This window comes from Calidithermus terrae (assembly GCF_003574345.1).
GTDB classification, from domain to species: Bacteria; Deinococcota; Deinococci; order Deinococcales; family Thermaceae; genus Calidithermus; species Calidithermus chliarophilus.
The window spans coordinates 1-11,449 of sequence record NZ_QXDL01000135.1 but is presented as its reverse complement, the minus strand read 5'-3'; the positions used below and the strand labels follow the sequence as shown (position 1 = coordinate 11,449).

Sequence of the window (11,449 nt, the reverse complement as noted above, 5' to 3'; positions counted from 1 at the left end):
GGGTGGCCGGCGGCTTCGCGGTGCTCCCGGGGCACGCCCAGGGGGGAACCCTGCCCGACCCCGCCCCCTACGCCCGCGTCGACACCCTGGTGGTGCTGATGGGGGTGGGGGAGCGGGCCCGCATCGCGGCGGCGCTGATCCGGGCCGGGCGCAGGCCGGGGGAGCCGGTGGCCTTCGTCGAGAACGGCTCCACCCCCGAGGAGCGGGTGGTGACCGCCACCCTGGGCCGGGTGGCGGAAGGGGGGGTCGAGGTGCGCCCCCCCGCCGTGTGGGTCATCGGGGAGGTCGTGCGGGTGCGGGAGCGGCTCGAAGCCCTCGAGCGGGCCGTCGCCGGAAGGGAGCGGCTCGAGGCCCCAACCTCACAGCCCCATCAGACCAGCATCCCTAAGGAGGTCACATGAACACACCCGGGGCAGCCCTCGAGCGCTTTCACCGCCGCGCGGTGCTCACGGTGTCAACCCTGGCCTTCACCCTCTTGTTCGCGGTGTGGGTGCTGTTTTCCATCATCGGGCTGCCCATTCGCGAGGAATTGGGGCTCACCGACAGCCAGTTTGCCCTGCTCAGCGCGATCCCGATCCTCACGGGGTCGCTGCTGCGGCTGCCGCTGGGCATCTGGGCCGACCGCTTCGGCGGCAGGCGCGTCTTCGCCCTGCTGTGCCTGATCACCGCCGCACCCACCTTCCTGCTCTGCCTGGCCCAGTCCTACGAGCAACTGCTGGTCCTGGCGTTTTTGATCGGCCTGGCCGGAACCTCCTTCGCGGTGGGGGTGTCCTGGAATTCGGCCTGGTTCGAAGCGCAGAGCCAGGGGCTGGCCCTGGGGGTGTTCGGCGCCGGCAACGTGGGGGCTTCCATCACCAAGCTGCTGGCCCCCGCCCTGCTGACGCTGGTCCCGGCAGCGGGCCTGGGCGGCATTCCCGGCGGCTGGCGCTTCGTGCCCTGGGTCTACGGCATCGCCCTGGTGGTCACGGCCCTGATGGTCTGGAGCTTCACCCCCAGGGACCGTGTCCGGGGTGAAGGCCGTTCCCTGGCCGAGGCTCTGGGGCCCCTCAAGCAAGTCCAGGTCTGGCGCTTCGGCCTGTACTACGTGGTGGTGTTCGGGGCCTACGTCGGGCTTTCGCTGTGGCTTCCCAAGTATTACGTCGACGTGTACGAGGTCCCGCTGTCCCTGGCCGGCCTGCTCACGTCGCTGTTCATCTTCCCGGCCTCGCTGCTGCGCCCCTGGGGGGGCTACCTCTCCGACCGGATGGGGGCCCGCCGCCTGATGTACGTGGTCTTTGGCGTGATCCTGGCGGCCTCCTCGCTGCTGCTCTTGCCCCCCAAGCTGCTGGGGGTGTGGGGCTTCACCCTGCTGGTGGTGGTGATCGGCTTCGCGATGGGGGTGGGCAAGGCGGCCAACTTGAAGATGGTGGCGGTGTGGTATCCCCAGGACATCGGGGTGACGGGCGGCATGGTGGGCATGCTGGGCGGGCTGGGCGGCTTTTTCCTGCCGCTGGCGTTCGCCTGGATCAAAGGCCTCACCGGGCTTCCGCAGAGTGTCTTCCTGGTGCTGGCGGCCCTGGCCTTCGTGTGCCTGGTGTGGCTGCACATCGCGGTGCTGGGCATCCGCATCCGCCAGCTCGAGGCCCAGCTCGAAACCCTCGACCATTCCGGAGCGGCGCGCTAGTGAGGTAAGGGGTATGGCAGAGCGAATCGTGGTGGTGGGCAATGGCATGGTGGGGCACAAGTTCCTGGAAGCCCTGAGGGCGAAGACCCAGGGCTTCGACCTCACGGTGATCGCCGAGGAGCCCCGCCTGGCGTACGACCGGGTCCACCTCAGCGAGTTCTTCGACGAACCGCGCCCCAACCTCTCGCTGGGGACCTACGAGCAGTACGCCGAATGGGGCGTTCGCGTCGTCAACGCCAGGGCCATCGCGGTCGACCGCGAGCGAAGGGTCGTGCAGACCGCCCACCAGGAGATCCCCTACGACACGCTGGTGCTGGCCACGGGCTCCTACCCCTTCGTGCCGCCCATCGAGGGGCGCGACCTCGAGGGCTGCTTCACCTACCGCACCCTCGAGGACCTCACCCGCATCGAGGCCTGGGCCAGGCACAGCCGCACAGGCGTGGTGATCGGGGGCGGCCTGCTGGGGCTGGAGGCCGCCGGGGCACTGTTGAAGCTGGGCCTTCAGACCCACGTGGTGGAGTTCGCCCCCCGCCTGATGCCCGTGCAGCTCGACGAGCTGGGGGGCCGGCTGCTGAAGAGGAAGCTCGAGGCCATGGGGATCGGGGTGCACGTCTCCAGGTCCACCCAGCGGATCGAGGCCAGGGGCGACCGCGTGGCCGCGCTGCACTTCGCCGACGGGGACAGCCTCGAGGCCGACTTAGTGGTCTTCTCGGCGGGGATCCGCCCCCGCGACGAGCTGGCGCGCCAGAGCGGCCTGCAGGTGGGCGAGCGGGGCGGCATCGTGATCGACGAGCACTGCCGCACCTCCGACCCCCACGTCTACGCCATCGGGGAGTGCGCGCTCTACCAGGGCCGCGTCTACGGGCTGGTGGCGCCCGGCTACGAGATGGCCCGCGTCCTGGCCGAGCGCCTCACCGGCGGCGAGCGGGCCTTCACCGGCGCGGACCTGTCCACCAAGCTCAAGCTGCTGGGCGTGGAGGTGGGCAGCTTCGGCGACGCCTTCGCCCAGACGCCCGGCGCGCGGGAGATCCTCTACAGCGACTTCGGCAGGGGCGTCTACAAGAAGCTGGTGCTCAGCGAGGACGGCAAACGGCTCCTGGGCGGCGTCCTGGTGGGCGACACCTCCGACTACGCCAGCCTGCACGGCCTGGCCCTGAGCGCCGTCGAACTCGACAACCCCGAGCACCTGCTCATTCCCCCCGGCGAAGGGGGCCCCGCCCCCAGGGCCAGCCTGCCCCTGACGGCGCGGGTGTGCTCGTGCGAGAACGTGGCTAAGGGGGCCATCTGCGAGGCGATCCGGGCAGGCTGCCGCGACGTCGCCTCGCTGAAGAAGGCGACCAAGGCCGGCACCGGCTGCGGCGGGTGCGTAGGCGTGATGGGCGACGTCCTCAAGGAGGAGCTGCTGAGGCTGGGCGAGAAGGTCAGCGACCACCTCTGCGAGCACTTCCCCTACAGCCGCCGCGAGCTCTTCGACCTCGTGCGGGTCAGGGGCTACAAGACCTTCGACGCCCTGCTGCGCGACTGCGGCAGGGGGCACGGCTGCGAGGTCTGCAAGCCGGCCGTGGCCTCGATCCTGGCCTCGCTCTACAACGAGTACGTGCTCGAGGACGCCCACGCGCCCCTGCAGGACACCAACGACCGCTTCCTGGCCAACCTGCAGCGCGACGGCACCTACTCGGTGGTGCCCCGCATCCCCGGCGGGGAGATCACCCCCGAGAAGCTCATCGCCATCGGTCAGGTGGCGAAGAAGTACGGGCTTTACACCAAGATCACCGGCGGCCAGCGCATCGACCTCTTCGGCGCACGGCTCGAGCAGCTCCCGCACGTCTGGGCCGACCTCATCGCCGCCGGCTTCGAGTCGGGCCACGCCTACGGCAAGGCCCTGCGAACCGTCAAGAGCTGCGTGGGCGACACCTGGTGCCGCTACGGGGTGCAGGACTCGGTGGGGCTGGCGATCCGGCTGGAGAACCGCTACAAGGGCCTCAGGGCCCCGCACAAGGTCAAGATGGCGGTCTCGGGCTGCACCCGCGAGTGCGCCGAGGCCCAGGGCAAGGACGTGGGGGTGATCGCCACCGAGCGGGGCTGGAACCTCTACGTGTGCGGCAACGGCGGCGTGAAGCCCCGCCACGCCGACCTGCTGGCCGCCGACCTCGACGAGGCAACCCTCACCCGCTACATCGACCGCTTCCTGATGTTCTACATCCGCACCGCCGACAAGCTCCAGCGCACCAGCGCGTGGCTGGAGAAGCTCGAGGGCGGCCTTCAGTACCTGCGCGGGGTGATCGTGGAGGACAGGCTGGGCATCTGCGCCGAACTCGAGGCCCAGATGGCCCGCCACGTCGAGACCTACCGCTGCGAGTGGAGGGCCACGCTGGAGAACCCCGACAAGCTCAAGAGCTTCCGCCACTTCGTCAACTCCGACGCCCCCGACGACAACGTCGTGGTGGTCGAGCAGCGCGGCCAGCACCGCCCGGCCTACGACTTCGAGCGCGACACCCTGCCGCTGCCGATCGCGACGGGGGTGGAGCCGTGAACTGGGTCCGGGTCTGCCGGCTCGAGGAGATCCTGCCGGGACTCGGGGTCTGCGCCCGGGTCGAGGGGAGGCAGGTGGCCGTCTTCCGCGTGGGCGAGCGCTTGTTCGCTCTCTCCAACCTCGACCCCTTCACCCGGGCCAACGTGCTCAGCCGGGGCCTGGTGGGCAGCAAGGGCGAGCGGTTGTACGTGGCCTCGCCGCTCTTGAAGCACCGCTTCGACCTCGAGAGCGGCGAGTGCCTCGACGACCCCAACGTGCGCCTGCCGGTGTACGCGGCGAAGCTGGAGGAGGGGGAGGTCTGGGTGGGCGTTCCCGTCCTCGAGGCGGCCCGGGCGGGCGCATGAAGCTCTCCGGGCTGCGCTTCGCCCTGTGCGGCCCCCGCCGGGCCGAGGACCTGGCGCTGATCCTGCAAAAGCAGGGGGCCACCGCCCTCTTCCGCCCCACCGTGCAGACCGTGCTGGCCGAGCCCCCCGCCCTCGAGGCTCAGCTCCGCAAGTTCGCCCAGGAGGGCGCGGACTGGGTGATCTTCACCACCGGGGCGGGGTTGGAGGAACTCGCCGGGCAGGCCGGGACCCTGGGGCTGTGGGAGGCGGTACGCGCCCAGCTAGAGCGCAGCCGGATCGCCCTGCGCGGCTACAAGGCCGGGCGGGCCCTCGAGCGGCACGGCCTCGAGGCCGCCGTCGAGGGCGAAGACGGCACCGTCGAGGGCCTGATCGAAGCCCTTCAGGCCCATGCCTTCGCGGGCCGGCGGGTCTTCCTCCAGCTCTACGGGCAGCCCGCCCCCCGGCTGGTGCGCTTCCTGCAGGAGCAAGGGGCACAGCTCGAGGAGCTCCTGCCCTACCGGCACCTCCCCGCCCCCGAGGCCGAGCTCACGCGGCTCTTGGAGGAAATCCTCGCCCGGCAGCTCGACGCGGTGGTCTTCACCAGCGTGCCCCAGGTGGAGCACCTGCTGGGGCACGCCCGCGGGCGGGGACGGCTGGCGGCCCTCGGGGAAGCGTTCGACGCGGTGTGGGCCCTGGCGATCGGGCGGGTGACCGCCAAACCCCTGCGGGAGGCGGGGATCCGGGTGTGGCACCCGCAGACCGAGCGTATCGGAGCCCTGGTGACGGAATTCGCCGCCTTCCGGGCGGGTGGGGAGCGCCTCGCACCGGGTTCAAAAAGATAATCCCCCGGTCCGAAGAACCCCGGGGGCTACCTTTTTGGACCCCAGAGCCCACCCCTCCCTGGCGGTGCGGTGACGGGCTGACCGAACCGGGCATTAGCCCCGCCCAACCGTGCAGCCGGCGGGGCGGCTCAGCCCTTAGCCGTAACGAGAACAGTTATCGGTTTCAATACTATATAATTCCGAGCGGAATAGTTGACTTTAAGCCGCGGCACTGCATAGACTCGGGAGAGTTTTCACCTGGGACCCCGGGTGGCGGAGGAAGGAATGAAACCACGGTCTGTGCTGGCTACGCTCGCCCTGGGCTCTGCCCAGGGCACGAAGGCGGTCGGAAGTAAAGGGCTCGAGCGCCAGCGCGCGCAACCACACGCCGCGCCATGACCGCCGCCCTACCCTCCCGCGGATCCCGCGCCGCCTGGCTGGCTTTTCCGCTGGGCCTGGGGCTGTTGCTGCTGGCCTTCCTGCTGTCGATCTCGGTGGGGGCTAAGGACATCCCGCTGGCCGAGGTCTGGCGGCTGGTCTTCCAACCCGACGGCTCCACCGACGGCCTGATCGTGCAGACCCTGCGCCTCCCCCGCGCGGTGGCCGCCCTGGCGGTGGGCGCCTGCCTGGCGGTCTCGGGGGCGATGCTGCAGGGCATCACCCGCAACCCCCTGGCCGGGCCGGGGATCCTGGGGGTCAACGCCGGGGCGGCCCTGGCCATTTTGGCGGTGGTGGTCTTCCTGCCCGCCCTGCCGGCGCGGTGGTTCGTGGCGGCGGCCTTCGCGGGCGGGCTGCTGGCGGCGGGGCTGGTCTACGCCATCGCCGTGACGGTGGGCCTGACCCCGGTGCGCCTGGCGTTGGCCGGGGTGGCGGTGGGGGCGCTGCTGGCCGCCTCGTCCAACGCCATCCTCATCCTCTTCGAGGAGCGGGCCAGGGGGGCCTTGTTCGTCCTGTCGGGCAGCGTGGCGGGCCGTACATGGGAGGGCCTTTTGCCCGTCCTGCCGTGGGCGGCGGGCAGCCTGGCCCTGGCCCTGCTGTCGGCCCAGCTCGTGAACCTGCTGGCCCTGGGCGAGGACGTGGCCCGGGGGCTGGGGGTCCGGGTGGGGCTGGTGCGCGCCTGGGCGACCGCGCTGGCGGTGCTCTGCGCCGCCGCCGCGACCAGCATCGCCGGGCCCATCGGCTTCCTGGGCCTGATGGCCCCCCACCTGGCGCGGGGCCTGGTGGGGGCGGACTACCGCCGGGTGCTGCCGCTGTCGGCGGTGCTGGGGGCGGCCATCCTGCTGCTGGCCGACGTGGGGGCCCGGCTGGTGGACCGTCCCCTCGAGACCCCCGTGGGCATCCTGATCACCGCCATCGGAGCCCCGTTTTTCGTCCATCTCGCCCGCCGCGTCGGGCAGGAGAAGTGAGGAGCAAGCATGAAACGAACCGTGATCGCGCTGTCGGGCCTGCTCTACGGCCTGGCGCTGGCTCAGGCTTTCCCCTTCACCCTCGAGCACGAGGCCGGCACCCTGGAGCTCGCCGCCCCGGCCAGGCGGGTGGTGGTGCTGGAGTACAGCTTTCTCGACACCCTGCTGGCCTTGGGCGTCAAGCCGGCGGGGGCGGCCATCGGCACCCAGGGCGGCGACCGGGGGCCCGCGCCCTACCTCAAGCCGCTCTTGGGCGGGGTGAACAGCATCGGCTCGAGGGCCCAGCCCTCGCTCGAGGCCATCGTGGCCGCCAAGCCCGACCTGATCCTCGCCGACGCCTTCGTGCACAAGGACCTCATCCCCCAGCTCCAGAAGGTCGCGCCCACCGCGGCCTTCCACTCCCGCCGGGGCAGCTACGACGACCTGATGCAGCAGGTGCTCGACATCGGCCGGGCGCTGGGCAAGGAGCAGCTGGCCCGCACCCTGGTGGCCGACCAGGCCAGCCTGCTCGCCAAGGCCCGCTCCTTCGCCAACCCCCGCGCCGGCGGGCTGGTGGCGGCGGTGGCCACGCCCACCTCGCTCACCCTGCACTCCAGCGAGAGCTTCATCGGCAGCCTCCTGGAGCGGCTGGGCCGCAAGAACCTGGTCAAGCCGCAGAACGGCCAGAGCCAGTTCGAGGTCTCGCTCGAGGGCCTCGTGGCCCTCAACCCGCCCGCCCTGGTGCTCTTCACCGCCAAGGACGAGAACCCCATCACCCGCCAGTGGGCCAAGAACCCCCTGTGGAACAACATCGAAGCCGTCAAGCGGGGCCGGGTATGGGAGTTCGACCGCGACCTCTGGACCCGCAGCCGGGGGCCGCTGGCGCTGAAGCTGATCGTGGCCGAGTGCATCGGCAGCGGCCTGCTGGCCGACCGGACCCCCTCGAGGTGAACCGTGCGAAGAACCCTTCTCAAGGCCATCCTCTCCGGCCAGATCCTCATCGCTTCCTGCCTGGCGGCGCTGGCCCTGGGTCAACCCGCCCTTGCCCAGCCCTGCGCGGGCCGCCTGGTCAAGCACGCCATGGGCACGAGCTGCGTCCCCAAGGTGCCCAAGCGCGTGGTGGTGCTCGACACCGGCGAGCTGGACAGCGCCTTGGCCCTGGGCGTCAAGCCGGTGGGCGCGGTGACGCCCCCAGGCCAGCCCTTCCCGGCCTACCTGGGCAAGCTCACCCCGGGCATCGAGGCGGTGGGGACCATCCAGCAGCCCAGCCTGGAGAAGATCCTGGCCCTCAAGCCCGACCTGATCCTCTCCAGCAAGCTGCGCCACGGCCCGATCTACGAGCAGCTCGCGCGCGTCGCCCCCACGGTGATGGCCGAGACCGTGGGCGTGGTCTGGAAGGAGAACCTGCTTTTGGCGGGCGAGGCCTTGGGGCGCAGCACCCAGGCCAAGGTCCTGCTGGCGCAGTACGAGCGGCGGGCCGGGCAACTGCGCGACCGGCTGGGGGGAAGGGGCCGGCTGCCCACGGTGAGCATCCTGCGCTTCACCCCGGGCCAGGTCCGCAGCATGAACCGGGCCAACTACATCGGCACCATCCTCGCCGACGTGGGCCTGCCGCGCCCGGCCTTCCAGAGCAAGGACACCTTCGCCGACTACATCTCCCTCGAGCGCCTCCCCGACCTCGACGCCGACTACCTGTTCTACTCCACCTACGGCGACCCCGCCCAGACCGACCAGGCCGCCGTGCTCGCGAGCCCGCTTTGGAAGGGCCTCAAGGCGGTGCAGAAGGGCCGGGCCATCGCGGTCAACGACGACGTGTGGTTCCTGGCCATCGGGGTGTTGGGGGCGAACCGGGTGCTCGACGACCTCGAGAAGTACCTGCTCGCCGGCCGGTGACGGGCATCAGGGCGCGTCGCGAACGTTGCTAAGGAGGAATTCAGAATGAAAAGAACGCTTTCGGTCTCCCTACTCACCGCAGGCATCAGCCTGGCCCTGCTGGCCGTGGCCCAGCCCCTGACCGTCAAGCACGACGAGGGCACCGCGACCGTTCAGGGCGTACCCCAGCGGGTGGTGGTGATGGACGAGGAGGCGCTGGGCTGGCTGGCCGCCCTCGGCGTCGCCGACCGGGTCGTGGGCCTGGGCAGCGCCTACCTCAGCCCGGCCGACGTCGAAGGCGGGAGGGTCAAGCCGGAGGTCCTGCGGAAGGGGTTCTTCGCCCGCGCGAGGCTGAACAACCCCACCTACGTGGGCTCCTGGCTCGAGCCCAGCCTCGAGACCGTCCTCGCCCTCAAGCCCGACCTGATCGTGCGCCTGACCTGGAAGGGCAACCCGAACTACGACAAGCTCAGCCGCATCGCCCCGACCATCGGCTACGAGGAGGGCGGTGAGGGGTTCTGGCAGAAAGGCTTGCGGGAGCTGGGCCGCGTCTTCGGCCGCAGCGCCGAGGCCGAGCGCGTCATCGAGCAGGTCAGGGCCACCAACCGGGCCAACGCGGCCCGGCTGCGGGCCGCCGGGGTGTTCGAGAAGTACCCCAAGGTCGTGGTGGTGGCCCCCTTCGCCGGGGGGAGCAACTGGGTATACACCGGCGTGCGCCTGATCCCCGACCTGCGCGAGCTGGGCTTCAAGGACGGCTTCGCCCCCAAGGAGGTCACCCTCGGGGTGGGGGCCCAGGTCAGCGACGAGGCCCTGGTCTCGCTGGACCGGCAGACCCTGGTGGTGGTCTTCCCGCCGGGCGGCAAGTACAACGGGGCCGAGGCCTTCTACGCCAGCCCCGTCGGCCAGAAGCTCAAGGACCAGAGCATCCTTTACGTGCCGGAGGACTATAGCCCCTACAGCGGGCCCCTGGTCAGCATCCGCAACTCCAACGACCTGACCCGGATGATCCTCGAGAAGCTCCGGCGTGAACGGTGAGGTAAGGAGGGAACGACCATGATGATTTCCGAAGCCCTTGCCGGCTTGCTCAACCAGCAGATCGTCCACGAGTTCCGCGCCTCCCAGGTCTACCTGGGCATGAGCGTCTACTGTGCCGGGCTCAACCTCGACGGGTGGGCCAGCTTCTTCGAGCGCCAGTCCGGGGAGGAGCGCGAGCACGCGCTGAAGATCGTGCGCTTCCTGAGCGAGGCCGGCGCCCCGGTCGCGCTCGAGGCCATACCCGAGGCCGCCACGCGCTACGGCAGCCTGCTCGAGGCCGTTTCCAAGTCGCTGGAGTACGAGCGAAAAGTCTCGGACGGCTTCCGCGTCATGGCCAGGGTGGCCCAGGAGCACCACGACCACACGGGCTACGGCTTCCTGCAGTGGTTCCTGGAGGAGCAGATCGAGGAGGAGAACACCTTCGCCCGCCTCGCGGCCGTGCTGGAGAGCGGCCTCAACCCCTTCCAGGCCGAAACCCTCCTGCCCAAGGGATAAGACCGCGCCCTGCCACCCTCATGACCGAGCCCTGCGACACCCGCTTCTGCTCCTTGTTCGCCCGGTCCCAGGGGGAGCAGCCCGTCGGGAATGCGCCCCAGACCCGGCGGTTCCTGGTGGTGGAAGTCCCGACCCCCTGGCCGCGCAACTTCCTCGAGGCCCCCACCCTGCCGCAGGGCCTGGGGGCGCTGCTGCTGCGGGCCTACGAGGCCAGGATCGACTTCGTCCCGGTCGGGGTGGTGCCCGACGAGGAGTACAGCCGGCCGGGCCTGACCCGCGTGATGTGGCTCCGGCGGCCCGAGGGGGCCTTCGCGCGGTTCGAGCGGGGGGAGTGGCAGCTCCCCACCCCGCGGGTCGCCGCGCTGTGCGAGGCCCTGCTGTTCGGGGACGGGCTGGAAGGTTTCGAGCCGTACCGCTCGAGCTTCAGCGGGCGCGACCTCTTGGTGTGCACCCACGGCACGGTGGACGTGTGCTGCGCCAAGTTCGGCTACCCCGTCTACCGCGAGCTGCGCGAGCGCTACGGGGGCCCCGGGCTGCGGCTGTGGCGCTGCACGCACTTCGGCGGGCACCGCTTCGCCCCCACGCTCATCGACCTGCCCACCGGGCACTACTGGGGCTTCATCGGGCCTGAGGACCTGGACAACCTGGTGTTTCGGGACCGGCCCGTGTTCGCAAGCAAGCTGCGCGGCTGGAGCGCCCTGGACTGCTTCGGGCAGATGGCGGACGGGCACTTGCTGGAGCGCGAGGGCTGGGGCTGGCTGGACCGCCCGCGGGAGGGCCGCGTGGTCCGGGTCGAGGGGGGCGAAAGGGCGATGGGCCTGGAGTGGGGGGCCTACACCCCCATCCAGCACCCCGACCCGCCCGAGCGGGTGTGGGTGCGGCTTACCTGCCATTCCCCCGGCGGGGAAAAGGAGGCCTACGAGGTCCTGATCGAGCGGGCCGGGGTGTTGCAGACCGTGGGGCAGTCGGGGGGCGAGGCCATGACCGTCAACCGGTACCGCGTCCGCGAGGTGCGGGAGGCGAGCAACTACCCCAAGCGTTCGGCACTCGGCGCTCGGCGCTCGACGGGTGAGGATCCCCTATGACCCACCGCAAGTCCTTGCCCCCCCTCACGCTCCTGCCCCTACTGGCGCTGGCCCTGCTCTTGACCATGCTGGTGTCGGTCGGGGTCGGGGCGATCCGGATGAGCCCCCTCGAGGTCCTCCAGGCCCTCGCCGGCCCCGCCGACGCGACCCACACCCGCATCCTCTGGGAGCTCAGGATGCCCCGCATTCTCGTGGGGGCGCTGTGCGGGGCGATGTTCGCGGTCTCGGGGGCCATCC

At 70.9% G+C, this 11,449-nt stretch carries 12 protein-coding genes; all 12 read left to right on the top strand.

Annotation, left to right across the window (positions count from 1 at the left end):
• A partial coding sequence (locus tag Mterra_RS14390; protein ID WP_245971641.1) for an SAM-dependent methyltransferase occupies positions 1 to 401 on the top strand: 401 nt, incomplete at its 5' end.
• Positions 398 to 1,663 carry an MFS transporter gene (locus Mterra_RS14385; protein WP_119315805.1) on the top strand — a complete coding sequence of 422 codons (1,266 nt, stop codon included), beginning with the start codon at positions 398 to 400 and terminating at the stop codon, positions 1,661 to 1,663. The genes Mterra_RS14390 and Mterra_RS14385, both read left to right, overlap by 4 nt.
• Positions 1,664 to 1,676: 13 nt before the next feature.
• Complete coding sequence (gene nirB / locus Mterra_RS14380; protein ID WP_119315804.1) at positions 1,677 to 4,196, top strand: nitrite reductase large subunit NirB; 2,520 nt, start codon at positions 1,677 to 1,679, stop codon at positions 4,194 to 4,196.
• Positions 4,193 to 4,540 carry a nitrite reductase small subunit NirD gene (gene nirD, locus Mterra_RS14375; protein WP_119315803.1) on the top strand — a complete coding sequence of 116 codons (348 nt, stop codon included), beginning with the start codon at positions 4,193 to 4,195 and terminating at the stop codon, positions 4,538 to 4,540. The genes nirB and nirD overlap by 4 nt, the downstream gene beginning before the upstream one ends.
• Complete coding sequence (locus Mterra_RS14370; protein ID WP_119315802.1) at positions 4,537 to 5,361, top strand: uroporphyrinogen-III synthase; 825 nt, start codon at positions 4,537 to 4,539, stop codon at positions 5,359 to 5,361. Before nirD ends, Mterra_RS14370 begins: the two co-directional genes overlap by 4 nt.
• 374 nt (positions 5,362 to 5,735) lie before the next feature.
• Positions 5,736 to 6,746 carry a FecCD family ABC transporter permease gene (locus Mterra_RS14365; protein WP_119315801.1) on the top strand — a complete coding sequence of 337 codons (1,011 nt, stop codon included), beginning with the start codon at positions 5,736 to 5,738 and terminating at the stop codon, positions 6,744 to 6,746.
• A 9-nt stretch (positions 6,747 to 6,755) separates the two neighbouring features.
• Positions 6,756 to 7,676: an ABC transporter substrate-binding protein gene (locus Mterra_RS14360; protein ID WP_119315800.1), complete on the top strand. Its 921-nt coding sequence runs from the start codon at positions 6,756 to 6,758 to the stop codon at positions 7,674 to 7,676.
• 3 nt (positions 7,677 to 7,679) lie between these two features.
• Positions 7,680 to 8,618, top strand: a complete 939-nt coding sequence (locus Mterra_RS14355; protein ID WP_245971640.1) for an ABC transporter substrate-binding protein — start codon at positions 7,680 to 7,682, stop codon at positions 8,616 to 8,618.
• A gap of 45 nt (positions 8,619 to 8,663) precedes the next feature.
• Complete coding sequence (locus tag Mterra_RS14350; protein WP_119315799.1) at positions 8,664 to 9,632, top strand: ABC transporter substrate-binding protein; 969 nt, start codon at positions 8,664 to 8,666, stop codon at positions 9,630 to 9,632.
• Between the two features lie 18 nt (positions 9,633 to 9,650).
• A complete protein-coding gene (locus tag Mterra_RS14345) occupies positions 9,651 to 10,127 on the top strand; it encodes a ferritin (RefSeq protein ID WP_245971639.1) in 477 nt (158 codons plus the stop codon).
• A gap of 20 nt (positions 10,128 to 10,147) precedes the next feature.
• On the top strand, positions 10,148 to 11,212 hold the full coding sequence (locus tag Mterra_RS14340; protein WP_119315798.1) for a sucrase ferredoxin: 1,065 nt from the start codon (positions 10,148 to 10,150) through the stop codon (positions 11,210 to 11,212).
• The coding region (locus tag Mterra_RS14335; protein WP_147372807.1) for an iron chelate uptake ABC transporter family permease subunit at positions 11,209 to 11,449 on the top strand (241 nt) is incomplete at its 3' end. The genes Mterra_RS14340 and Mterra_RS14335, both read left to right, overlap by 4 nt.

Bases quoted from the DNA above. Each gene is read 5' to 3' on its own strand.
- Mterra_RS14385 (WP_119315805.1), top strand. From the start codon at position 398: ATGAACACACCCGGGGCAGCCCTCGAGCGCTTTCACCGCCGCGCGGTG.
- nirB (WP_119315804.1), top strand. From the start codon at position 1,677: ATGGCAGAGCGAATCGTGGTGGTGGGCAATGGCATGGTGGGGCACAAG.
- Mterra_RS14370 (WP_119315802.1), top strand. From the start codon at position 4,537: ATGAAGCTCTCCGGGCTGCGCTTCGCCCTGTGCGGCCCCCGCCGGGCC.
- Mterra_RS14365 (WP_119315801.1), top strand. From the start codon at position 5,736: ATGACCGCCGCCCTACCCTCCCGCGGATCCCGCGCCGCCTGGCTGGCT.
- Mterra_RS14360 (WP_119315800.1), top strand. From the start codon at position 6,756: ATGAAACGAACCGTGATCGCGCTGTCGGGCCTGCTCTACGGCCTGGCG.
- Mterra_RS14350 (WP_119315799.1), top strand. From the start codon at position 8,664: ATGAAAAGAACGCTTTCGGTCTCCCTACTCACCGCAGGCATCAGCCTG.
- Mterra_RS14345 (WP_245971639.1), top strand. From the start codon at position 9,651: ATGATGATTTCCGAAGCCCTTGCCGGCTTGCTCAACCAGCAGATCGTC.
- Mterra_RS14340 (WP_119315798.1), top strand. From the start codon at position 10,148: ATGACCGAGCCCTGCGACACCCGCTTCTGCTCCTTGTTCGCCCGGTCC.